The sequence below is a fragment of the Micromonospora sp. WMMA1923 genome (assembly GCF_049179195.1).
GTDB classification, from domain to species: Bacteria; Actinomycetota; Actinomycetes; order Mycobacteriales; family Micromonosporaceae; genus Micromonospora; species Micromonospora yangpuensis.
Genome location: NZ_JBMHLZ010000001.1, coordinates 6,187,567 through 6,210,572, shown reverse-complemented (window position 1 = coordinate 6,210,572; position 23,006 = coordinate 6,187,567). Strand labels below are relative to the sequence as shown.

The following is a 23,006-nucleotide window of genomic DNA, read 5'->3' as shown; positions in this document are numbered from 1 at the left end:
CTGGCTTCCGGGGGGGGTGACTCGAATCCTCATCGATACAAACGATGCCCTGACCTGCGTCTCCGCTGGTCAGGGCATCCTCTGAGCCGCCTGACGGAATCGAACCGTCGACCTACGCATTACGAGTGCGTCGCTCTAGCCGACTGAGCTAAGGCGGCAACGATCAGCAAGTGTACGGCACCGGCAGCCCTCCGCCCGCACGGGTTCCCCGACCGGCCCAGCGTCGGTCGCCAGACAGCGCCACCGGGCCGGGAGCACTACGCTGCCCCGGGTGACCGACGATTCCGCCCCCGTCGTCGAGCCGGACGACACCCACGCCAGCGAGGCCGCAGGCGGCCGCGAGGCGCACCGGCCGCGTTCCACCAAGCCGCACGAGTTGGGCTTCACGCCGCGCCGGCCGGTGCCGTGGCTCGCGCCGCTGCTGTTGATCAGCACCGGGCTGCGTACGCTGCTGGCGATGTTGTTCGGGGCGTACCTGGACAAGCGGGAGTTGCAGCGGGCCTTCGCCGACGAGGTGCCCCGACAGGTGGGACCGGACGGCGGGCTCTGGCTGGACTACGTCGCCGACCTGGGTGACGGCTTCGACGCCACGTACTCGGTGGCGTACCTGCTCGCCCAGCGGGAGCTGACCGTCGACGGCCACCGGCTGCCCCGGGCGCAGACCCTGATCATGGGAGGCGACCAGGTCTACCCGTCGGCGAGCTACGCGGCGTACGAGGACCGGTGCAAGGGGCCCTACCAGGCCGCGCTGCCGGTCACCCCGCCCGAGCGGCCCACCCTCTTCGCGATTCCCGGCAACCACGACTGGTACGACGGGCTGACCGCGTTCCTGCGGATCTTCGCCCGGACCCGGGACCGGCACTTCGGCGGCTGGCTGACCGGGCAGACCCGGTCGTACTTCGCCGCCGAACTGCCGGCCGACTGGTGGCTGCTCGGCCTGGACGACCAGTCCGGCTCGTACCTCGACGATCCGCAGCTTACCTACTTCGAGCAGGTCGCCCGGCGGCTCGGGCCGCAGTCCCGGGTGATCCTGGTGGTGCCGGAGCCGACCTGGGTCAAGGCCGTCGACGACCCCACCGCGTACGACTCGATCGACTACTTCGTGCGGACCGTGGTCGCGCCGACCGGGGCCCGGGTCCGGGTGATCCTCTCCGGCGACCTGCACCACTACTCCCGGTACGAAAGCGGCGACCGGCAGCTGATCACCTGTGGCGGCGGCGGGGCGTACCTCTACCCCACCCACCAGCTGCCCGAACGGATCGAGGTGCCGCCCCGGGAGACGCTGTCCCGGCGGGCCAGCCGCACCCGGGAGTACGCGCTGGCCGGGCGCTATCCGACGGCGGGCCGCTCCCGACGGTACGGCTTCGGGGTCTTCGCCCGGCTGCCCTGGCGCAACCCGGGCTTCGTCACCCTGCTCGGCACCCTGCACACGCTGTTGATGCTGGCCATGGCCGGGGTCGCCACCCAGGACGTGGACAGCACCGACCAGCGGCTGTTCAGCGTACCGCTGGTGATGATGGTGGTGGTGACCCTGCTCGGGGCGGCCTTCTTCGCCAAGCCACCCACGGCCAGCGGCAACCGGCAGGTGCGGCACTGGCTGCTCGGGGTGGGCCACGGGCTGGCGCATGTCGGGCTGGCCGCCCTCGGCACCTGGGCCTGGCTCGGCCTGCCCCCGCACGACTGGCCCTGGCCCCTGCCGGCGGTCGCCGCCGCGGCGCTGTACGGCCCGGTCGCCGGGCTGGTGGCCACCCAGCTGGTGGCCGGGTACCTGCTGCTGGCCGGGGCGTTCGGGGTGAACCTGAACGAGCTCTTCGCCGGTCAGGGCATCGAGGACGCCAAGGCCTTCCTGCGGATGCGGATCGACCCCGACGGCACGCTGACGATCTATCCGGTCGCGATCGACCGGGTGGGCCGCCGCTGGCAGGTCAACCCCGATCCCGGTCCGGACGCCTCCTGGCTGGCTCCCGCCGAGCCGCTGCGCCCCCGGCTGGCCGAGCCGCCGACCGTCGTCCCGGCCGACGCCCGGGCATCCAACTGACCGTCACTCCGCCCGGAGAGGAAGGGGATCGCCCCCTGCTTCGTACGCCTGGCGGGAGCCACAGACCTCGGCGAGGCCGCACCGCTTGGTCTCGCCCCCGGTGAGCTGCCGGACCACGACGGTCTCGCTCGGTGGGTGCCGGGAGATCACCTTGGCCTGGCCTTCCGGGGTCTCCACCCGCTGGCCCGGGTTCGGATAGGAGGTGCCGCCTCCGGCATACAGCGGATGTTCGTACTTGAGGCAACACATCAGCCGGCCGCACGCCCCGGAGATCCGCAGCGGGTTGAGCGGGAGGTCCTGGTCCTTGGCCATCCGGATGGTCACCGGCTCGAAGTCGTTGAGGAAGGTGGCGCAGCACAGGTCCCGGCCGCAGGAGCCGATGCCGCCCTGCACCCGGGCCGAGTCACGGGCCGAGAGCTGCCGCAGCTCGACCCGGCACCGCAGGGTGGCCCCCAGGTCCCGGACCAGCGCCCGGAAGTCCACCCGGTGCGGCGCGGTGAAGTAGATGGTGGTCCGGTCGCTGCTGCCGTCAGCGGCGGCCAGGACGTGGTCCACCGCGACCACCTTCATCGGCAGGCCGTGCCCCCGGATCAGCCGCTTGGCGGCCACCTTGGCCTCGGCCTTACGCCGCCGCAGCGTCTCGTCGCGGCGCAGGTCGTCGTCCTGGGCCAGCCCCGCCAGCCGGGGGAAACCGTCGGTGTCCTCGGTGACCCACTGGGCGGCCCAGACACACTCGGCCACCTCGGGGCCGTCGTCGGTGGGCACCAGCACCTTGTCGCCGACCTGTGGGCTGAACTCGCCGGGGTCCAGGTAGTAGAGACGCCCGTACCGGTTGAAGCTGACCGCGCAGAGCATGCCCATGGCCCCACCCTACGACGGATCGGCCGGCGGCGTCCGGCCGGCGGTCACCGGAGGATCACCGTCAGCAGTCACGGTCACCAACCCAGCCGGGTGGTGGCGTCGACGCGCGGCGGGGCGTCCACCGCCGGCCGCCAGGGCGCGACGGCCAGGCTCGGCGACCACTGCCGCAGCAGGGTCTCCGCGCCGTCGTAGGCCACACAGAGCACCGCCAGCACCCGCCGGGCGATCTCGGCCGCCTCGCGGTGACCCCGCCGGCCGGCCCCCGGCTGCTGGTCGACGGCACCGCCGGCAGTCGGGGTGCCGCCGGTGGCAGTCACGCCCGCGCCGACGCCGGTGGCCGTCAGGCCGGTGCCGCTGGCGGTCAGGCCGGTGCCGGCGCCGGTGGCGGTCGTGGTGGCCGCGACCACCGTCACCGCCTCGGTCGAGCCGAGCACCTCGGCCAGGGTCCGGGCCAGCGCGATCCGACTGCGCTCCACCCAGTCGGCGAGCGCGTCGGCGTACCCCGCGGTGGACTCCAGCCGGCCGATCAGGCTCTCCGGCCCCTCGTCGAGGTGGCGCAGCAACGCCGCCCGCGCCTGCCCGTACGACGCGGCGGCCGGCCCCGACCAGGCGACCGGATCGGTCAACGGGGCGCAGGCCTGGTCGTAGGAGCGGATCAGCCGGCGCACCTCGTCGCCGGCGGTCGTCAACGGCGCGGGATGCAGGTCGAGGAAGCCGCGGACGGCCTCGGCGGGCAGCACCTGGAGGCGGCGCAGCAGGGGCCAGACCGGGTGCCCCTCCGGCGCGCCGCCGGCGAGCAGGGTGTCCACCCGGCGGAGCAGGTCCAGGCCGGGCTCGGCGAGCCGGTCCAGCGCGTCCATCACCGCGGCCCGCCGGTGCGGTGGGCGGAAGGGTCGAGGCCGCGCAGGCGGTGTTCGGCGGCGGCGTCGGTGTCGACGTACCGCTCGGCGGCCGACCGCACGGCGGTGGCGGCGGCGGCCAGTCGCGCGGCGGCGGCGGTGGCCTCGCGGGCCCGCTGCTCGGTGGCGGCGACCCACTGCCGGTGCAGGGCCCGCCCCACCTCACCGGGGCGGCCCGCGGCGTCGGCGCCGAAGGCCGGGTGGGCCGGGTCGGTGGCGGTCACCGAGCGGGCAAGCGTGCTCAGCGTGTCGCTCGCCTCGTCCAGCCGGGCGGCGAGCGCCGGCAACCGGTCCATCTCAGGCCCCCGCCAACGTGCGGTACGCCGAAAAGGTCTCGTTGTGCAGCTTCTCCCGGGCCCACTGCGCGGCGTCGGCGGCGGCGGCGATCGCGGCCTGTACGCTGCCGGCGACGGCGCGCGGGTTGCGGGAGTGCAGCGGGCCCAGGAACCGGACGTCGGTGATCTTCCCGTCGGCGGTCACCACCACCTCGACCAGCCCGTCCGGCGACCGGACGGTCACCTCGACGGTGGCCACCGCCCGGTCGAACTCGGCCTGCAGGGTCTCGATCCGGCGGTATCTGCGCACCGCCTCCTCGATCCAGGCCTCGTCGATCTCCCCCCGCGGCATCGGCGGCTCCTCCCGGCAGTGCTCGCCACGGTCGCCTGGTCGGGCCGACCGCGCTGCCTCACGCAGCGTGCCACCAGGGTCACGGTGACATCACCGGGACCGTACCGCACCCGGTTGCGACTGTCGATGGCCCTACGCGGGGGCCTGCCTGAGCGGCAGGTCAGCCCCGCCAGAGAGTGAGCATCATGGACTCCACCGCGATCCGGGGCTTGACGTTGGCCTCGATCGCCGACCGGCAGGCCAGTACGGCCTCCAACCGGCGCAACGCCCCCTCGGCCGACCACTTCTGCGCCCCCGCCCCGGCCAGCTCGGCGGTGTCGGCGTGCACCGGGGCCACCGGGGCACCGACCGCGATGGTCAGCGCGTCCCGGTAGAAGCCGGCCAGGTCGACCAGGGCCCGGTCCAGCGCGTCCCGCTGGGCCCGGGTGGCCCGCGACTTCTGCCGCCGTTCCAGCTCCTTGAGCTGACCGGCGCTGCCCCGGGCCGCCCCGGCGGCCCCCCGGCCGGTGCCACCCGCACCGAGCGCGGTCTGCAGCGCCGCCCGCTCGGCGGCGTCGCTCTCGGCCACCGCCGCCTCGGCCTCCGCCTCGGCGGCGGCGATCAACGCGGCGGCGGCGTCGAAGGCGGCACCCACCCCGGTCAACCGACGCGGCACCGCCAGCACCGCGGCCCGCCGCTCGCGCGCCTGCGGGTCGGCCGCCAGCCGGCGGGCCCGGCCCACGTGCCCCTGCGCGGCGGCCGCCGCCCACTCGGCGACGTCCGGGGCGGTCCCGTCCCGGCGGACCAGCACCTCGGCCACCGCGCTGGCCGGCGGCTGCCGGAGCTGGACCAGCCGGCACCGCGACCGGATGGTCACCGAGACGTCGTCCGGGTGGGTCGACGGCGCACAGAGCAGGAAGACGGTACGCGGCGGCGGCTCCTCGATCGCCTTGAGCAGGGCGTTGCCCGCCGCCTCGGTGAGCCGGTCGGCGTCGGTGACCACCACCACCTGCCACCGGCCCCCGGAGGGGGTGCTCGCCGCCCGCAGCACCAACGCCCGCATCTCGGTGACCCCGATGGAGAGCCCCTCCGGCACGACCAGCCGGACGTCGGCGTGGGTCCCGGCCAGCGTGGTGTGGCAGCCGGGGCACCGGCCGCACCCGGTGCCGTGGGCACACTGCAGGGCGGCGGCGAAGGCCCGCGCCGCCACCGAGCGGCCCGAACCGGGCGGGCCGGTGAAGATCCAGGCGTGGGTCATCCCGGCCCCGGGGTCGGCGGTACCCCGCAGCACGTCGGCCGCGGCGGCGGCCGCCCGGCGCAGGGTGTCGACCGCGTCGTCCTGGCCGACCAGATCGACGAAGACGTCCGACATCAGCCCGGGCGCCTCACGCCCACCAGTTCCTCGTCCGATAACTCCGGGCGGCCCGGCGTCTCCGACGTCCCGGTCGGCCGGGGCCGCGCCGGGTCACCGGGCGCGACGAGCAGCTCGTCGACCCGGGCGGCGACCAGCTCGGCCAGCTCCTCGGCCGGGCGGGAGGCGTCGAGCACGAGGTAGCGCTTCGGATCGGTGGCGGCCAGGTCGAGGAAGGCGTACCGGACCCGCTCGTGGAAGGCCACCGACTCGGCCTCCAACCGGTCGGTGTCCGCGCCGCGGGCGGTGACCCGGGACAGCCCGGTGCGCGGGTCGACGTCGAGCAGCACCACCAGGTCGGGCTTGAGCCCACCGGTGGCCCAGGAGGAGAGCCAGGAGACCTCGTCCACCGGGAGGGTCCGTCCGGCACCCTGGTACGCCAGCGACGAGTCGACGTACCGGTCGCTGATCACCACCGCGCCCCGGACCAGGGCGGGACGGACCACGGTGGCGACGTGGTGGGCCCGGTCGGCGGCGTAGAGCAGCGCCTCGGCCCGCGGTGACGGCGCGTCGGCCTCGGTGGTGCCCAGCAGCAGCGCGCGGATCCGTTCACCGACCCCGGTGGCCCCGGGCTCGCGGGTCACCAGGACCTCCCGGCCCTGACCGTCCAGCCGCCCGGCGAGCTGGCTGACCTGGGTCGACTTGCCGGCGCCCTCACCACCCTCGAAGACCACGAAGAGGCCGGCGGAGACGAACGGCTCGGCCGGCATCAGCGGGCGGCCCCGGATCGAGCCCCAGAGGTCGGCCAGGACCGGCACGCCCTTCTTGTCGTCCATCTGGCCGAAGGCGCTGATCCCGGCGAAGATGCCGGCCGCACCGGCGGCGAGCAGCAGCAGCCGGGTCGAGGAGATCGAGATGCCCAGGTCGACGATGTTCAGCTCGCGCGAGCCGCCGACCCCGGCGAGCAGGCTGCTCAGGCCGATGGCCAGGATCAGCACCATCCGGGTGCCGATCTGCACCACCGCGAAGACCCGGCCGCGTACCTCGTCGGCGATCTCGCCACCGAGCAGGGTGGTGCCGGCCAGGAACGCCATGCCCGCGCCCGCGCCGACCACGATCGCGCCGACGATCGCCATCGACAGGTGGATGGCGAAGGCCAGGGTCATCACGGCCGCGCTGGCCAGCACGATGCTCATGCCGAACCAGCGGCGGCGGGACATGTCCCGCACGATCATCGGGCCGAGCCCGATGCCGAGTGCCAGACCGATGAAGATCGCGCCGAAGAGCAGGTAGAAGGCGGCGTCACCGGCACCGAGGGAGTTGGCGAAGAACCGGGCGGTGCCGATCACGATGCCGCCGCCGGCGAACGCGCCGAAGATCCCCAGCACCAGGCCCCGGACCAGGGGCGTCTTGGCGATGAACCGCCACCCCTCGGTGAACTGGCGCATCATGCTCTGCTCGGTGCGGTCCCGCTCGGCGGCCTGGGTCCGGCTGATCTCCTTGATCCCGAAGGCCACCACCAGCGCGGTGGCCAGCCGGGAGAACGCGTTGAACCAGAGCGCCAACTGGGCGGGCTCGGCCCAGTTGGGCATCTCGCCGCCGGTCGCCGCGCGCACGCTGCGGTCGAGCACCGCGATGCCCAGCGCGGCGAGCACCGGGGTGAAGCCGTACGTGGTGATCAGGGTGAGCTGGTTGGCCGCCTCCAGCCGGGCCCGGGGGATCAGGTTCGGGACCGCGGCCTCCTTGGCCGGGATCCAGAGCAGGGTGATCGTCTCGATCAGGAAGGTGGCCACGGCCGCCCAGCCGACCACCACCGCACCCCGGGCCCCCAGGAGCGCGACCATCGGGATCGAGGCGAAGAGCAGGAACCGCAGCAGGTCGCAGATGACCATCGTCCAGCGCCGGTCGAAGCGGTCGGCGAAGACACCGGCGATCGGCCCCAGCAGCAACGCCGGCAGCAGCCGGATGGCGATCACGCCACCGAACGCGGCACCCTGCGCGGTGCTGCCCTGCACCTGGGCGGCGGCGAAGACCGAGGTGGCGAGCAGGCCGAGCCAGTCGCCGAAGGAGGCCGCGCCGAGCACGATCCAGAGCCGGCGGAACGGCTGGATGCGCAGCACCGAGCGGATCCCCGCGTACCCGGAGCGGTCGCTCTGGCCACCGGGCTGGCCGGCACCCGTCGGGTCCTTTCCGCCGGTGGCGGGATCGTTGTTCGACGACACGCCGGGCGACTCGCCGTGCTGCTGGCTTTCGATGGCCGTACCTCCACGTGCCGGCCCATCGCTGGGCACCCCCGGTGGAACACTCTAGCCCCGGAGGGGAGTCACCCCGCCGCGACATCGCCTGCTCGTCGAGCCTAGGTGGCCGGAGCCACCGACCGCAGCCCCGACAGAGGTGAGGCTATTTCGCATTCTTCGCCGGACAGTTAGCGTGCACCAGTGGCCACCGAACGTGACGAACTTCGCGAACGCCTCGACCGGGCGACCGCCCACCTCGACCCGCCGTACGCGGTCCTGGACCTGACCGCCTTCGATGCCAACGCCGCCGCCCTGGCCGACCGGGCCGGGGCCAAGCCCGTCCGGCTGGCCAGCAAGTCGGTGCGCTGCCGCGACCTGGCCAGCCGGGCGTTGGCGCGGCCCGGCTGGCGGGGGGTACTCGCCTTCACCCTGGCCGAGGGGATCTGGCTGGCCCGGACCGGACTCACCGACGACGTGCTGGTGGCCTACCCCAGCGCCGACCGGGCGGCGCTTGCCGAGTTGACCGCCGACACCACCCTCGCCGACCGGGTCACCCTGATGGTGGACGCCACCGGGCAACTCGACCTCGTCGACGCCGTCCGCCCCGCCACCCGGCGTCCCGCCGTCCGGATCTGCCTCGACCTGGACGCCTCCTGGCGACCCCTACGCGGACGGTTACACCTCGGGGTACGCCGATCGCCGGTGCACAGCGCACGGGCCGCCGGCGCGCTCGCCGCCGCGATCACCGCCCGGCCCGGCTTCCGGCTGGTCGGGCTGATGGCGTACGAGGCACAGATCGCCGGCCTCGGCGACGCCCCGCCCGGCCGGGCCGCGCTGGCCGCCGCGATCCGGCTCGCCCAGCGCGGGTCGTACCGCGAGTTGCTGGCCCGTCGTGGTGCGGCGGTGGCCGCGGTACGCGAACACGCCGACCTGGCGTTCGTCAACGGCGGCGGCACCGGCAGCATCGCCGCGACCAGCGCCGATCCCGCGGTCACCGAGGTCACCGCGGGATCGGGGCTGTACGGGCCGACGCTCTTCGACGCCTACCGGACCTGGCGCCCCACCCCGGCCGCGTTCTTCGCCTGCCCGGTGGTCCGGCACCCGGCCCCCGGGCTGGTCACCGTGCTCGGCGGCGGCTGGATCGCCTCCGGGTCGGCCGCGCCCAGCCGACTGCCCACCCCGTGGCTACCCGAGGGACTGAAACTGATCAACGCGGAGGGCGCCGGTGAGGTGCAGACCCCGCTCACCGGCCCGGCGGCGGCCGGACTCCGGCTGGGCGACCGGGTCTGGTTCCGCCACGCCAAGGCCGGTGAGCTGTGTGAACGGGTGAACGAACTACACCTGGTCGCCGACGACACGGTGGTGGCCACGGTGCCCACCTACCGGGGCGAGGGACGGGCCTTCCTGTGACCCGGACGTCAGCCAGGCTGGCCGCTGCCGGCCCGACGTCAGCCGGGCTGGCCGCCGACCTGGCGTCAGCCGGGCTGGTTGCTGACCGCCGGGGCGTCGACCTGGCGGTGCAGGTACTCCCGGATCAGCGCCTTGGCCTCCACCAGCACCCGCTCGTCGCCGTCGGGCTGACGGCGGAAGGCCAGCTTGATCAGGGCGTCGGCGGCCTCGACGGCGATCTCCAGGATGAACCGCAACCGGGGCTCGTCGGCGATGCCGAAACGCTCGATGAGCACCCGGGCCAACTGGTCGGCGATCACGCCGTTGTTGTCCCGCTGCTCGTCGAGCAGGTGCAGGTCGACCACGTCGCCGAAGTGGAGGGTACGGAATCCGGGGACCGTACGGTGCATCGTGATGTACTCGTCGATGCCCGCGTCGACCCCGTCCCACCAGTGGGCGAGGTCGTCGACGGCGAACCGCTCGTCGAGTCGCTGCAGGTACGACTCGATCGTGCGCAGGGTCAACGCCTGCACGATCGCCCGCTTGTCCGGAAAGAACTGGTAGACCGACCCGATCGCCACCTCGGCGCGCTCGGCGAGCAGGGTCGTGGTCAGGCCCTCGTACCCCACCTCGTCGACGAGTTCGGCACAGGCGTCCAGCATCCGCTGGACCCGAGCGACGCTTCGACCCTGCACCGGTACCCGGCGCAGTGGCCCGGTCGTGGCGGCTGGTGTGGACACTCGGCGCCACCCCCCTTCGACGGATGAACATATCTGCCCGTCACGAATGCGTGACTACCGGTACTAACGAGCCGACCTCGATTGCGGTATCTACCAGGGACAACGTTCCTGTTGCGAAGTTCGTTCACCTATGTTTCGAGGAGGGTCGATGGCCGAACCGGTGACACCGCGTGTCCTCTGGACCAACTGGGCGGGCAACCAACGGACCACCGCCGAGGTGATCCGACCCGGCACCGTCGCCGAGACCGTCGCCGCCGTCCGGGCCGCCGCGGCCCAGGGTCGACGGATCCGACCGGTCGGCAGTGGCCACTCCTTCACCGCCCTCGCCGTCACCGACGGATACCACCTCCAGCCGGGTGGCGATCCGCTTGCCGGGCCGCTCGATGGCTTGGCCGACAGGCCAGGTGGTGGGCCGCTTGCCGGGCCGGGTGACGGGCCGCTTGCCGGGCCGGGTGGCGGGGCCGGTGTCCGGGTGGATGTCGATCGGCGGCAGGTCACCGTGCCGGCCGGGACGACCCTGCGGGCGCTCAACCGACTGCTCGACCGGCACGGCCTCGCGCTGCCCAACCTCGGCGACATCGACGCGCAGACCATCGCCGGCGCGATCTCCACCGGCACCCACGGCACCGGCGCGAGACTCGGCTGCCTGGCCACCGCCGTCACCGCGTTGACCCTGGTCACCGGCACCGGTGAGGTGCTGCGCTGCTCGGCCGACCAGCACCCCGACGTCTTCGCCGCCGCCCGGGTCTCCCTCGGCGCGCTCGGCATCCTGGTCGACGTGACCCTCCAGTGTGTCGACGCGTTCGTGCTACACGCCCACGAACGACCGGCCCGGCTCGGCGACGTACTGGCCGACCTGCCGGCCCTGGTCGAGGCACACGACCACGTCGAGTTCTTCTGGTTCCCCTACACCGACCGGGTGCAGGTCAAGACCAACGACCGGGTACCTGTCGACGACCGGCCACTGTCCCGGTGGCGCGGCTGGCTCGACGACGACCTGCTCGCCAACACCGTCTTCGGTGCCGCCTGCCGGCTCGGCCGGGCCGTACCGGCGTTGGCCCCGACGATCAGCGCGACCGCTGCCGGGCTGCTCGGTGAACGCCGCTACACCGGCCGCTCCGACCGGGTCTTCTGCTCACCGCGCCGGGTCCGTTTCACCGAGATGGAGTACGCCCTGCCACGCGCCGCCCTGCCCGAGGCCCTCGACGCGCTGCGCCGCATCGTCGACACGCTACCGACCAGGGTGCTCTTCCCGGCCGAGGTACGGTTCACCGCCGCCGACGACATCTGGCTGTCGCACGGTCACGGGCGGGACTCGGCGTACCTGGCCATCCACCAGTACGCCGGAATGCCGTACGAGCCGTACTTCCGGGCCTTCGAACGGGTCGCCACCGACCTGGCCGGCCGGCCGCACTGGGGCAAGCTGCACTGGCGCGACGCGGAGTCCCTCGCCCCCGCCTACCCGCGGTTCGCCGACTTCCAGCGCCTCCGCGACCGCCTGGACCCCCACCGGGTCTTCGCCAACCCCCACCTGACCCATCTCCTCGGCCCCTGACCGAGAACTGTCCCTACCCCTCGGCCCTCGGCTGTCGGCCCTCGGCCCTCGGCCCTCGGCTTCGACGCAAGCCCATTCCATCTCCCCACCCACCCACCCACCCACCCCGTCACCGCCGGAGCGGGCCCCGAAGTGAATCTTGGACACTTACCGTTCTATTTGGACGGTAAGTGTCCAAGATCTACACCCCGGTCGGGCACGGAGAGGGCGAGGCGCATCGGCGGCGGAAGAGGGCGGGAGCCGGGATGATCGACGGGTCGGGGCTGGTGGGGGTGACCGAGAAATCGAACCACCTTGCACCCACCTGTCCGCTCGGGCCAGCGAGGCGTCGGCAGCAGTCCAGGTGATGGGTAGAAGAGCCCTTGGGCTTCGTTTCCCAGTCACCCTGTCTGCCGCAGATGCCTCGCAGGCCGTCGAACAGGGCAGGCCGTCGAACAGGGCAGGCCGGTCCAAGGTGGTTCCGTCTCCGGTCAGACCGTCGGGCTCACTCGGAGGTTGAGGTGCTGCTCTGTTTCCTGGGGGCGGCCTTGCGGGGGGCCGCCTTCTTGGCGGCGGTCGCCTTCGCCGCACCCGCACCCGCACCACCGGCACCGGCCTTCGCCGCACCGGCCTTGGTAGCAGCCGCCTTGGTAGCAGCCGCCTTGGTCGCGCCCGCCTTCGCCGCACCGGCTTTGGCCGCAGCCGCCTTGGTGGCAGCCGCCTTCGTCGCGCCGGCGGCCTTGGTGGCGGTCTTCTTGGCGGGGGCCTTCTTGGCGGTGGCCTTCTTCTTCGGGGCCGGCCCCTTGGCCCGCTTCTCGGCGAGCATCTCGGAGGCCTGCTCGACGGTCAGCTCCTCCGGGGTCTGGCCGCGCCGCAGCGAGGCGTTGAACTCCCCGTCGGTGACGTACGGGCCGAACCGGCCGTCCTTGATCACCAGTGGCTTCTCGGTCAGCGGGTCGACGCCCATCTCCCGCAGCGGCGGCGCGGCGGCGCGACGCTGGCGGGTCTTCGGGGCGGCCAGCAGGGCCAGCGCCTCGTCCAGCGTGACGGTGAACATCTTCTCTTCCGAGTCAAGCGAGCGGAACTCGTCACCACGCTTGACGTACGGGCCGTAGCGGCCGTTGTTGGCGAAGACCTCGCCGCCGTCGGGGGCCACCCCGATCAGGCGGGGCAGGCTGAGCAGCCGCAACGCCTGGTCGAAGGTGAGCGAGTCCGGCGACTGGGAGCGCAGCAGCGAGGACTTGCGTTCGCCACTGGCGACGTACGGGCCGAAGCGGCCGGCCTTGAGCAGGATCGGCTCTCCGGTGGCCGGGTCGTCGCCGAGCTTGCGCTCGCCGCCGCCGCCCAGGAACAGCTCGTGCACCTTCTCCGGGGTCAGCTCGTCGGGGGCCAGCCCCTCCGGGATCGGCGCCCGGTCCCCCTGGCTACCGCCGTCGGCAGCACCGCCCTCGGCACCGCCAGCACCAGCACCACCGGCACCAGCGGCACCCTCAGCACCAGCACCGCCGGCACCGGCACCGGCGGTCGTGGCCGACTCGCCACCGGGCAGTTCCCGCTGGAGGTACGGCCCGTACCGGCCGACCCGGACGACTACCTCGCGGCCCTCGTCGTCGATGTGCAGCGGGATCGAGTTGACGCTGCGCGCGTCGATCTCGCTGAGGTTCTCGGTGACCAGCTTCTTCAGCCCACCGGAGCGGGCGATGTCCTGGTCACCCGCGCCGTTGGCGCCGCCGAAGTAGAAGGCGGTGAGGAAGTCGACCGCCGCGTGGTCACCGCCGGCGATCTCGTCCAGCTCGTTCTCCATGCTGGCGGTGAAGTCGTAGTCGATCAGGCGGGGGTAGTGCCGTTCCATCAGCCCGATCACCGCGAAGGCCAGGAACGTGGGGATCATCGCCTGGCCGCGCTTGGTGACGTACCCCCGGTCCTGGATCGTCTGCATGATCGACGCGTAGGTGGAGGGGCGGCCGATGCCCAGCTCCTCCAGGGCCTTGACCAGCGAGGCCTCGGTGTAGCGCGACGGCGGCTGGGTGTGGTGGCCCTGCGCGGCCAGCTCGTCGGCGGTCAGCGGCTGGCCCTTGACCAGGTTGGGCAGGCGACGCTCGGCGTCCTCGGCCTCGGCGTTCTCGTCGTCGCTGGACTCGACGTAGGCGCGCAGGAAGCCCGGGTCGGTGATGGTCTTGCCGGTCGCGCCGAAGTCGGCCTCCTCCTGGGCGGCCGAGACCGCGCGGATGCGGACCGAGACGCTGGAGCCGACCGCGTCGGTCATCTGCGAGGCGATGGTCCGCCGCCAGATCAGCTCGTAGAGCTTGAACTCCTCGCCGGAGAGCTCGTTGGCCACGTCGCCCGGGGTGCGGAAGTTGTCCCCGGCCGGGCGGATCGCCTCGTGCGCCTCCTGGGCGTTCTTGACCTTGCCGGTGTAGCGGCGCGGCTCCGGCGGCACGCTGCGCTCGCCGTACAGCTCGACGATCTGCCGGCGGGCCGCGGCGATGGCGGTCTCCGACAGGTTCACCGAGTCGGTACGCATGTAGGTGATGTAGCCGTTCTCGTAGAGCCGCTGCGCGGTGCGCATCGTCTGCTGGGACGAGAACCGCAGCTTGCGGGCCGCCTCCTGCTGGAGGGTGGAGGTGATGAACGGCGCGTACGGGCGGCGGCGGTAGGGCTTCTCCTCGACCCGGGTGACCGTGAACGGCCGGCCCTCGAGTCGGGCGGCCAGCCCCCGTGCCCCGTCGGAGTCGAGGTGCACCACGCCGGCGCCGGGGCGTACCCGGCCGGTGGTCGGCTCGAAGTCCTTGCCGGTGGCGATCCGGTCGCCGTTCAGCGCGACCAGGGTGGCGTTGAAGTTTCGCGGGCCCTCGCCGGCGTCGGTCACCGCGAGGGTGGCCAGGATGTCCCAGTACTCGGCGGTGCGGAAGGCCATCCGCTGGCGTTCCCGCTCGACCACGATCCGGGTCGCCACGGACTGCACCCGGCCCGCCGAGAGCTTCGGCATGACCTTCTTCCACAGCACCGGGGAGACCTCGTAGCCGTACAGCCGGTCGAGGATGCGCCGGGCCTCCTGGGCGTCGACCAGGTCCCGGTCGATCTCCCGGGGGTTGGCCACCGCGGCCTGGATCGCCGGCTTGGTGATCTCGTGGAAGACCATCCGCTTGACCGGCACCTTGGGCTTGAGGGTCTCCACCAGGTGCCAGGCGATCGCCTCGCCCTCGCGGTCCTCATCCGTGGCCAGGAAGATCTCGTCGACCTCCTTGGCCAGCTTCACCAGCTTGCTGATCTGCTGCTTGCGGTCGGCGGAGACCACGTAGAGGGCGTGGAAGCCGTTGTCCACGTCGACCCCGAGCCGGGCCCACGACTCGCCCTTGTACTTGGCGGGCACGTCGGCGGCGTTGCGCGGCAGGTCACGGACGTGACCGAAGCTGGCCTCCACGACGTACCCCGGGCCGAGGTAGCCCGAGATCGTCTTGGCCTTCGCCGGTGACTCGACGATGACCAGACGGGTGGTCCTGGCGTTGCTCGGCACGTTACTCCCCGACCTCACTCCTGCTCGTGTCCCCGCCGACCGGCCCGGCACGGACCCGCTCCGGGCCCCACCGGCCCACGGCGGTCCGGACGTCCAACGTAACGCCTCGCCCGCGTTTCGGTGTCGCAGGCGGCGACCCGTCCCGCCCCGGCGACGGCGGTCGACACCACCGCTGCGCCGGTCGACCCGGACGGCACGACCGTACACCGTGGGTAGGCCGGTCAGTCGTCGACCGTGACGAACCCGCCTCACCGGTCGAGGCGGGACCAGCCCATCCTCCGCCGGAAACGACCCGTGCGGCTGTCCCCCATCGGACAGCACACCGAACGTTACAGCGACGGACGTCACCGCGTCAGGGGTCCCGGGCCGGCCAGTGCGTCCCGGGCACCGTCGGCGGCGGATCGCCCACCAGTTCGGCCAGGCGGGCCAGCCGACGGCGGCCGGTGATCCGGTACGCCGGGCCGCCCGCCGCCGGGTCCAGCAGGATCCCGGGCAGGCCGACGGCGGCCAGCGCGGCACCGACCGGCTCCCAACCGGCCTCGTGCCCGCCCAGCCCGAACCGGAAACCGGACGGGTCGGCGGTACCGGCGGCCATCAGCCAGAGCCGCAACCGGCGGCCGTCGAGGTGGAAGCGGGCGGGTGGGCACTGGACGTCGCCGCGCAGCCAGGCCACCGCCAGCGGAGCCAGCGTGCTGGCGTACGAGGTACGCACGGTGTGCCGCTGGTCGGCGGTGGGCTCCCAGGCCGCGGCCAGTCCCCGGCGGGCCAGCTCACGCACCAGGGCGTGTACCCGCCAGGCGGCGTCCACGACGATGCTCAGGCGGGCCGTGCCGCCCATCCGGACCACCTCGCCCGGCCCGGCGAGCAACCCGGCCAGGTCGGCGACCGACGGCTCGGCCACCTCCGCGCCGAAGAGCGAGAGCTGCCGGACCGCCGCCCCGGGTGGGCCGGTGGTCGGGTCGGGTGGCGTCAGCGACACTCCGGGACCTCGTCGAAGGCCTGTTTGAGCTCTTCCGAATGCAGCCGGCTGGTGTCCAGCGCGCCGGCGTCGTACTCCTCGTTCAGTTTCGTCACGGCGGCCCGGACCCCGTCGTAGAAGGCGGCGGGTTCGCCGGTGCCCAGTCCGTCGATGGTGTCGCGGGCCCGGCCGTACGCGTCCCGCACCTTGCCCAGCGCGGCGAGGAAGCCGGCAGCAACCTGCTCGCCCTGGTCGGCCTGGGGCACTCCGGCCTCCTCGACCGTCCGGCGGGCGGTCTCGCTCGCCTGTTCCGCCCCGGCGAACAGACGCACCAGATTCTCCTTCGCCTGGGGCGGGGTGGTCTTGGCGGTCATCTGCTGCTGCGTGCTGCTGGTCAGCTTGCTGATCTCGGCCCGCCACGGGGTGAGCGCCTCGCAGACCGAGGCGGCCCAGGCCCGGGGGCTGGGCCCGCTGGCACAACCGGCGACGAGCAGGAGCGTGGCCAGGACGACCGTCAGCTTTCCGGCGGCGCTCGCCCGGCAGGTACGCATGCGTTGCAGGGTACGGCCTCAGGCCACGCATGCCACCGGTCAGGTTTGCCGACCGGACCCCGGCGGGGACCCCGACCGAAGGTGATCGGTCGGGGTCCCGTCATCCGGTACGACTCAGGCGTTCACCGTCTCCGGACGCTGGTCCGAGCGCCCGGCGTCACCGTCGTCGGCGTCGGACATCGCCACGCCCTTGCGCTTGCTGAACACCACCGCCGCGACGACGATCAGCGTCGCCACCACGGCGATGCCGATGCGCAGCGGCGCGTTGCGGTCGTCGCCGACGCTGAACGCCACCACGGCCGGGGCGATCAGCAGCGACACCAGGTTCATCACCTTGAGCAGCGGGTTGATCGCCGGGCCGGCGGTGTCCTTGAACGGGTCACCGACGGTGTCGCCGATGACGGTGGCGGAGTGCGACTCGGAGCCCTTGCCGCCGTACGCGCCGTCCTCGACCAGCTTCTTGGCGTTGTCCCAGGCCCCACCGGAGTTGGACAGGAAGACCGCCATCAACGTACCGGCACCGATCGCGCCGGCCAGGTACGCCGCCAACGCGCCCGGACCGAGACCGAAACCGACCGCGATCGGGGCGAGGATGGCGAGCAGCCCCGGGGTGAGCAGCTCCCGCTGCGCGTCCCGGGTGCAGATGTCGACCACCTTGCCGTACTCGGGGCGCTGGGTGCCGTCCATGATCCCGGGCAGCTCGCGGAACTGCCGGCGCACCTCCATCACCACGGCACCTGCCGAGCGGGAGACCGCGTTGATGGCCAGCCCGGAGAAGAGGAAGACCACCGCCGCCCCGATGATCAGGCCGACCAGGTTCTGCGGGTTGGCCACGTTCAGCGCGTTGAGGATCTCCGCGCCGACGTCACCGACACCCGCGTCGGCGTACGCGGTGCGCAGCGTGTCGGTGTACGAGCCGAACAGCGCGGTCGCGGCGAGCACGGCGGTGGCGATCGCGATGCCCTTGGTGATCGCCTTGGTGGTGTTGCCTACCGCGTCGAGCTCGGTGAGCGTCTGCGCGCCGTGCTCGTCGATGTCGCCGGACATCTCCGCCACGCCCTGGGCGTTGTCGGAGATCGGGCCGAAGGTGTCCATCGCGACGATCACGCCGACGGTGGTGAGCAGGCCGGTACCGGCCAGCGCCACGGCGAACAGCGACAGCGTGATCGACCCGCCGCCGAGCAGGAACGCGCCGAAGACACCCGCGCCGATCAGCAGCGCGGAGTAGACCGCCGACTCCAGGCCGATGCTGATGCCGGCGAGGATGACGGTGGCCGGCCCGGTCTGCGAGCTCTTGCCGATGTCCTGCACCGGCCGCCGGTTGGTCTCGGTGAAGTAGCCGGTCAGCGCCTGGATCGCGGCGGCCAGCACGATACCGATGACCACCGCGGCGATGACGGTGCCGCGCGGGCCGAACGGCGGGTCGCCGCCGTCGACACCCAGCCCCTGCCGCCACTGGTCGCCGAGCTGGTCGGCCCAGCTGGGCTGGAGGTAGCCGAAGGAGGCGACAGCCACCAGCGCGGCGGAGATCACCGCGGAGAGGTAGAAGGCCCGGTTGATCGCGGTCAGCCCGTTGCGGTCGGAGGCGCGCAGCCGGGTGATGAAGACACCGATGATCGCCACCAGTACGCCGATGGTCGAGATGATCAGCGGCAGGACCAGGCCCTCGTTGCCGAACGCGGCCCGACCGAGGATCAGCGCGGCGACCAGGGTGACCGCGTACGACTCGAAGAGGTCGGCGGCCATGCCGGCGCAGTCACCGACGTTGTCGCCCACGTTGTCGGCGATGGTGGCCGCGTTCCGCGGGTCGTCCTCGGGAATGCCCTGCTCGACCTTGCCGACCAGGTCCGCGCCGACGTCGGCGGCCTTGGTGAAGATGCCACCGCCGACCCGCATGAACATGGCGAGCAGGGCGGCACCGAAGCCGAAGCCCTCCAGCACGGTCGGCGCGTCACCCCGGTACAGCAGCACGACCGCCGCCGCACCTACCAGGCCGAGGCCGACGGTGAGGAAGCCGACCACGCCACCGGTCCGGAAGGCGATCTTCATGGCCGCCTCGCGGCCACCTTCACGTTCCCGGGCGGCGGCGGCGACCCGCAGGTTGGCGCGGGTGGCCAGCCACATGCCGGCGCCACCGATGAACGCGCTGAACAGCGCGCCGACCACGAAGAACGCCGAACGGCCGATCTTGACCAGCAGCTCACTGCCGTCGGTGTCGTGCACCGGCAGCAGGAAGAGCAGCACCACCGCGATGACCACGAAGATCGCCAGGGTCCGGAACTGCCGGGTCAGGTACGCCGAGGCACCCTCCTGGACAGCTCCGGAGATCTCCTGCATCTTCTCGGTGCCCGTACCGGCCGCCAGGACCGTCTTGGTGAGGGTGGCGGCGAAGACGAGGGCCACCAGCGCGACGACCGCCGCGATGACGACATACGTCAGATTGGCACCGGTGAGGGAGAGCTCGCCACCCTGGGCGGCCAGAGTCCCGGACATCTATGTCCTCCTGAACCGTGCACTCGCGCCGACGGTGGAGACGCACCGACCGGCGCCCGGATGCGGAAAAGCAAGTGCGCCGGCCCGTCGGGGCAGACCAGCGCCGAACGTACCCGCTGGCTGCGGGGCGGATCACTTGCTGACAACCCGGGTACTGTAGCCGCCGGTCGTGTTGGAGGTCACACGGAGGGTGCACCCACAGCTGATGATCTTCGTCGCTGTGTTACGAGGAAAAATCTGATATAGGCAGTCGTCGACTCCGCTTTAGCGGAGCACCTGTCGCCGCCGCTGCGGGGTCAGCGGGACACCGGCCAGACCATCCGGACCTCGGTGCCGACGCCCTCGTCGACCGGGCGCACCTGCAGGTCCTCGACGAACCCGGCGAGCAGGGCGAAGCCCACGCCGGTGGTCAGCGCCTCATCGGTGAGCGACTCGTTGGCCAGCGCGTCCGGCGGCAACGCGGCCAGGCCGATGCTCGCCTCGATCGGGGCCCGGTCCACCACCCGGACCGCGTACGTCCCGCCGTCGGACATCTCCACCAGCACCGGATCGGGCACCCCGTACTGCCGGTGCAGGGCGACCGCCCGGGTGCAGGCCTCGCCGATGGCCAGGCGTACCTCGTCGAGCAGGTCCTCGCGGACCCCGGCCCGACGGGCCACCGCGACGCCGACCAGGCGGGCGGTGCGCACGTGCACCGGAGCGGGCGAGAAGGAGAGCTTGACGGTCGCCATCACGCGCCGGAGCCGGTCGGGTCCGCCTCGACCGCCGCGTCGACCGTGGGGTGCAACGGGAAGACCTGGTCCAGCGCGGTGATCCGGAAGATCTTGAGCAGCGGCTCCTTGTCGCAGACCAGCGCGAACGAACCACCGGCGGCCCGCAGCCGCTTGAGCGCCCCGACCAGCACACCCAGGCCGGTGGAGTCGAGGAAGTCCACCCGACCGAGATCCACCACGATCCGCCGGTCCCCGCCGTCGATCAACTCCAGCAGCCGTTCCCTCAGCCGGGGGGCGGTGTAGACGTCCACCTCGCCGCCGACGGAGAGCACCGTGTGCTCCCCCACCGTGTGGGTCGCCAGCGACAGCTCCATCGGTCCTCCTCGCAAGAGCCGTAAACTCTTCTGGGGCATCTAACCATCCCCGGTCGAAGCCCCCGGTGGAGCGTCGACCGCTCCACCCCATACCCAGCACCCCCGGTTTTCATCTCCGAACACCAGTGCGAGAGTGCAGGACGTGACCTCCGCAGCCACCCGAGCCGGCCGCGAGCGGACGCCGGTGGCGGCGCCCGCCGACCTGCTACGCCGGCTGCGCGCCCGGACCGCCGGTGACCCGGTCACCCACGTCGAGCAGGTGCCGGCCCGCATCGGCGTACCGGCGCCCTGGCCCGACTGGGTCCCCGAGGAGCTACGGGCGGCGCTGGCCGGGCGCGGCGTGGACGCGCCCTGGCGGCACCAGGCCGAGGCGGCCGACCTGGCGTACGCCGGCCGGCACGTGGTGGTCGCCACCGGCACCGCCAGCGGCAAGTCCCTGGCCTACCTGCTGCCCGCCCTGGCCACCCTGCTCGCCGACCCGCGCGCCACGGTGCTGTACCTGGCCCCGACCAAGGCCCTCGCCGCCGACCAGTTGCGCGCCGTCGCCGCCCTGGAACTACCCGGGGTACGCCCCGCCTGCTACGACGGCGACACCCCGCGCACCGAACGGGAGTGGATCCGGCGGCACTCCCGGTTCGTGCTGACCAACCCCGACATGCTGCACCACGGCATCCTGCCCGGACACGCCCAGTGGTCCGGGTTCCTGCGCCGGTTGACGTACGTGATCGTCGACGAGTGCCACACCTACCGGGGCGTCTTCGGCTCCCACGTCGCACACGTGCTCCGCCGGCTCCGCCGCCGCTGCGCGCCGTCCGGCCGGGGTTCGGCCGGCGTCCCGGGCCGCTCGGGCGCGGCGGGCGCGGGCTCGGCGGCCGCAGGCTCGGCGGGCGCGGGCGCGGGCGCGGGCACGGGCTCGGCGGGCTCGGGCTCGGCGGGCGCGGGCTCGGGCTCGGGCGCGGGCGCGGGCGCGGGCTCGGCGGGCGCGGGTGATGGTCGGATTCCCCGGCAGGTGGGGGCGGGGGCGGCCGGTGGGCCGGTCTTCCTGCTCGCGTCGGCCACCTCCGGTGACCCGGCGACGACCGCCGGACGACTCACCGGGGTGCCGGTAACCGCCGTCACCGAGGACGCCTCGCCGCGCGGCGGGGTCACCTTCGCCCTCTGGGAGCCGCCACTGCTCCCGCCGGACTCCGCCGTGGACGCCGCCGTCGCGGAGCTGACCCAGGTCCGCCGGTCGGCGCTGCGGGAGACCGCCGACCTGCTCGCCGACACGGTCGCCGAGGGGGTACGCACGCTCGCCTTCGTCCGGTCCCGCCGGGGTGCCGAGGTGGTCGCCGCCAACGCCCGACGGGCCCTCGACGAGGCCGTCGCCGGGCTGGGTGACCGGGTCGCCGCCTACCGGGCCGGCTACCTGCGGGAGGAACGCCGGGAGTTGGAACGGGCGCTGCTCGACGGCGACCTGCTCGGGCTCGCCTCCACCAACGCGCTGGAACTCGGCGTCGACCTGGTCGGGCTGGACGCCGTGCTGATCTGCGGTTGGCCGGGCACCCGGGCGTCGCTGTGGCAGCAGGCCGGCCGGGCCGGACGCTCGGGGCAGGAGGCGCTGGCGGTGCTGGTGGCCCGGGACGACCCGCTGGACACCTACCTGGTGCACCACCCGGAGGCGCTGTTCGGCCGCCCGGTCGAGGCGACCGTGCTCGACCCGGCCAACCCGTACGTGCTCGCCCCACAGTTGGCCTGCGCGGCGGCCGAGTCCCCGCTCACCCCCGCCGACCTGGAGCTCTTCGGCGACGGGGCGAAGGAGGCGGTGGACTCGCTGGTCGCCGCCGGCGCGCTGCGGGCCCGGCCGACCGGCTGGTACTGGCGGCACCGGGAACGCCCCGAGGTGGACCTGCGGGGCTCCGGCGGCGCACCGGTCTGCGTGGTCGAGTCGGCCACCGGTCGGCTGCTCGGCACCGTCGACGGCGGCTCGTCGCACTTCCTGATCCACCCCGGCGCGGTCTACCTGCACCAGGGCGTGTCGTACGTGGTGGACGAGCTGGACCTCGCCGACGGCTGCGCGCTGGTGCACCCGGAGGAGCCGGACTGGTCCACCCACGCCCGGGACGTCACCTCGCTGTCGGTGGTCTCCGTAAGGTCGTACGTGGACGCCGGCCCGGTCGGGCTCTTCCTCGGCGAGGTGGACGTGACCAGCCAGGTGGTCTCGTACCAGCGGCGACGGATCGCCTCCGGCGAGGTCATCGACACCCGCCCGCTGGACCTGCCCGCCCGTGAGCTGCGCACCGTCGCGGTCTGGTTCACCGTGTCGCCGCAGGCGCTGGCGCTGGCCGGGGTGGAGCCGGCCGACGTCCCGGGCGCCCTGCACGCCGCCGAACACGCCGCGATCGGGTTGCTGCCGCTGATCGCCACCTGCGACCGCTGGGACATCGGCGGACTCTCCACCGCGCTGCACCCGGACACCGAGGCCCCGACCGTCTTCGTCTACGACGGGCACCCCGGCGGGGCCGGCTTCGCCGAACGGGCGTACCGGACGGCCACCGAGTGGCTGCGGGCCACCCGGGAGGCGATCGACCAGTGCGGCTGCGAGTCCGGCTGCCCGTCCTGCGTCCAGTCCCCGAAGTGCGGCAACGGCAACAACCCGCTGGCCAAGCCGGAGGCGGTCCGGGTCCTCGACGTGGTGCTGGCCGAGCTGGCTGGCCGGCGGCAGGAATAGATCGCGGTCAGTCTGGGAAATGGGGGGCGTGGGAG

At 73.2% G+C, this 23,006-nt stretch carries 16 protein-coding genes, 1 tRNA gene and 1 pseudogene; 4 read left to right on the top strand and 14 right to left on the bottom strand.

From position 1 onward, the window contains the following. Nucleotides 1-84 precede the first annotated feature (84 nt). Nucleotides 85-158 (bottom strand) — tRNA-Thr (locus tag ACN28G_RS28315). Nucleotides 159-262: 104 nt separating this feature from the next. On the opposite strand from ACN28G_RS28315, the gene ACN28G_RS28310 reads away from it, so the two are divergent. After that, nucleotides 263-2,038 carry a metallophosphoesterase family protein gene (locus ACN28G_RS28310; RefSeq protein ID WP_421480993.1) on the top strand — a complete coding sequence of 592 codons (1,776 nt, stop codon included), beginning with the start codon at nucleotides 263-265 and terminating at the stop codon, nucleotides 2,036-2,038. Nucleotides 2,039-2,041: 3 nt separating this feature from the next. Here the strand turns inward: ACN28G_RS28310 and ACN28G_RS28305 are convergent, their stop codons facing one another. The 6 genes from ACN28G_RS28305 to tmk form a co-directional block, all read right to left on the bottom strand. Further along, a complete protein-coding gene (locus ACN28G_RS28305) occupies nucleotides 2,042-2,899 on the bottom strand; it encodes a PSP1 domain-containing protein (RefSeq protein WP_091433586.1) in 858 nt (285 codons plus the stop codon). 74 nt (nucleotides 2,900-2,973) lie between these two features. Next, on the bottom strand, nucleotides 2,974-3,759 hold the full coding sequence (locus ACN28G_RS28300) for a hypothetical protein (protein ID WP_421480731.1): 786 nt from the start codon (nucleotides 3,757-3,759) through the stop codon (nucleotides 2,974-2,976). Continuing rightward, complete coding sequence (locus ACN28G_RS28295; protein WP_421480730.1) at nucleotides 3,759-4,094, bottom strand: hypothetical protein; 336 nt, start codon at nucleotides 4,092-4,094, stop codon at nucleotides 3,759-3,761. The genes ACN28G_RS28300 and ACN28G_RS28295 overlap by 1 nt, the downstream gene beginning before the upstream one ends. A gap of 1 nt (nucleotide 4,095) precedes the next feature. Further along, nucleotides 4,096-4,425, bottom strand: coding sequence for a YbaB/EbfC family nucleoid-associated protein (locus ACN28G_RS28290; RefSeq protein ID WP_091433580.1), 330 nt, complete (start codon nucleotides 4,423-4,425; stop codon nucleotides 4,096-4,098). Nucleotides 4,426-4,585: 160 nt separating this feature from the next. Further along, a complete protein-coding gene (locus ACN28G_RS28285) occupies nucleotides 4,586-5,776 on the bottom strand; it encodes a DNA polymerase III subunit delta' (protein ID WP_421480729.1) in 1,191 nt (396 codons plus the stop codon). Beyond that, entirely contained in the window at nucleotides 5,776-7,875 is a 2,100-nt protein-coding gene (gene tmk / locus ACN28G_RS28280; protein WP_091445801.1) for a dTMP kinase, read from the bottom strand. The genes ACN28G_RS28285 and tmk overlap by 1 nt, the downstream gene beginning before the upstream one ends. Nucleotides 7,876-8,193: 318 nt before the next feature. Here tmk and ACN28G_RS28275 point away from each other — a divergent pair, with 318 nt between their 5' ends. After that, entirely contained in the window at nucleotides 8,194-9,402 is a 1,209-nt protein-coding gene (locus ACN28G_RS28275) for an alanine racemase (RefSeq protein ID WP_421480728.1), read from the top strand. Nucleotides 9,403-9,467: 65 nt separating this feature from the next. On the opposite strand, the gene ACN28G_RS28270 is transcribed toward ACN28G_RS28275, so the two are convergent. After that, nucleotides 9,468-10,121, bottom strand: coding sequence for a TetR family transcriptional regulator (locus tag ACN28G_RS28270; protein ID WP_175440413.1), 654 nt, complete (start codon nucleotides 10,119-10,121; stop codon nucleotides 9,468-9,470). A gap of 148 nt (nucleotides 10,122-10,269) precedes the next feature. On the opposite strand from ACN28G_RS28270, the gene ACN28G_RS28265 reads away from it, so the two are divergent. Further along, a complete protein-coding gene (locus tag ACN28G_RS28265; RefSeq protein WP_421480727.1) occupies nucleotides 10,270-11,676 on the top strand; it encodes a D-arabinono-1,4-lactone oxidase in 1,407 nt (468 codons plus the stop codon). Nucleotides 11,677-12,160: 484 nt separating this feature from the next. Here ACN28G_RS28265 and topA read toward each other — a convergent pair whose 3' ends face one another. The 6 genes from topA to ACN28G_RS28235 form a co-directional block, all read right to left on the bottom strand. Beyond that, nucleotides 12,161-15,172, bottom strand: coding sequence for a type I DNA topoisomerase (gene topA / locus ACN28G_RS28260; protein WP_421480726.1), 3,012 nt, complete (start codon nucleotides 15,170-15,172; stop codon nucleotides 12,161-12,163). A 352-nt stretch (nucleotides 15,173-15,524) separates the two neighbouring features. Beyond that, nucleotides 15,525-16,151 (bottom strand): hypothetical protein, encoded by a 627-nt coding sequence (locus tag ACN28G_RS28255; RefSeq protein WP_229688408.1) that lies wholly within the window; start codon nucleotides 16,149-16,151, stop codon nucleotides 15,525-15,527. After that, nucleotides 16,142-16,681 carry a hypothetical protein gene (locus ACN28G_RS28250; RefSeq protein ID WP_091433566.1) on the bottom strand — a complete coding sequence of 180 codons (540 nt, stop codon included), beginning with the start codon at nucleotides 16,679-16,681 and terminating at the stop codon, nucleotides 16,142-16,144. The genes ACN28G_RS28255 and ACN28G_RS28250 overlap by 10 nt, the downstream gene beginning before the upstream one ends. 114 nt (nucleotides 16,682-16,795) lie before the next feature. Continuing rightward, nucleotides 16,796-19,174, bottom strand: coding sequence for a sodium-translocating pyrophosphatase (locus ACN28G_RS28245; protein WP_091433564.1), 2,379 nt, complete (start codon nucleotides 19,172-19,174; stop codon nucleotides 16,796-16,798). 296 nt (nucleotides 19,175-19,470) lie between these two features. Continuing rightward, nucleotides 19,471-19,908: an ATP-binding protein gene (locus tag ACN28G_RS28240; protein ID WP_091433561.1), complete on the bottom strand. Its 438-nt coding sequence runs from the start codon at nucleotides 19,906-19,908 to the stop codon at nucleotides 19,471-19,473. Next, nucleotides 19,905-20,261, bottom strand: a complete 357-nt coding sequence (locus ACN28G_RS28235; RefSeq protein WP_091433558.1) for an STAS domain-containing protein — start codon at nucleotides 20,259-20,261, stop codon at nucleotides 19,905-19,907. Before ACN28G_RS28235 ends, ACN28G_RS28240 begins: the two co-directional genes overlap by 4 nt. Nucleotides 20,262-20,445: 184 nt before the next feature. On the opposite strand from ACN28G_RS28235, the pseudogene ACN28G_RS28230 reads away from it, so the two are divergent. Further along, nucleotides 20,446-22,971, top strand: a pseudogene (locus ACN28G_RS28230) (DEAD/DEAH box helicase); the annotation flags it as partial. Between the last annotated feature and the right edge of the window lie 35 nt (nucleotides 22,972-23,006).

Excerpts from the sequence above, each read along its gene's own strand:
- ACN28G_RS28250 (WP_091433566.1), bottom strand. The coding sequence starts at position 16,681 with ATGCGTACCTGCCGGGCGAGCGCCGCCGGAAAGCTGACGGTCGTCCTG.
- ACN28G_RS28295 (WP_421480730.1), bottom strand. The coding sequence starts at position 4,094 with ATGGACCGGTTGCCGGCGCTCGCCGCCCGGCTGGACGAGGCGAGCGAC.
- ACN28G_RS28305 (WP_091433586.1), bottom strand. The coding sequence starts at position 2,899 with ATGGGCATGCTCTGCGCGGTCAGCTTCAACCGGTACGGGCGTCTCTAC.
- ACN28G_RS28300 (WP_421480731.1), bottom strand. The coding sequence starts at position 3,759 with ATGGACGCGCTGGACCGGCTCGCCGAGCCCGGCCTGGACCTGCTCCGC.
- ACN28G_RS28245 (WP_091433564.1), bottom strand. The coding sequence starts at position 19,174 with ATGTCCGGGACTCTGGCCGCCCAGGGTGGCGAGCTCTCCCTCACCGGT.
- ACN28G_RS28290 (WP_091433580.1), bottom strand. The coding sequence starts at position 4,425 with ATGCCGCGGGGGGAGATCGACGAGGCCTGGATCGAGGAGGCGGTGCGC.
- ACN28G_RS28265 (WP_421480727.1), top strand. The coding sequence starts at position 10,270 with ATGGCCGAACCGGTGACACCGCGTGTCCTCTGGACCAACTGGGCGGGC.
- ACN28G_RS28235 (WP_091433558.1), bottom strand. The coding sequence starts at position 20,261 with ATGGAGCTGTCGCTGGCGACCCACACGGTGGGGGAGCACACGGTGCTC.
- ACN28G_RS28285 (WP_421480729.1), bottom strand. The coding sequence starts at position 5,776 with ATGTCGGACGTCTTCGTCGATCTGGTCGGCCAGGACGACGCGGTCGAC.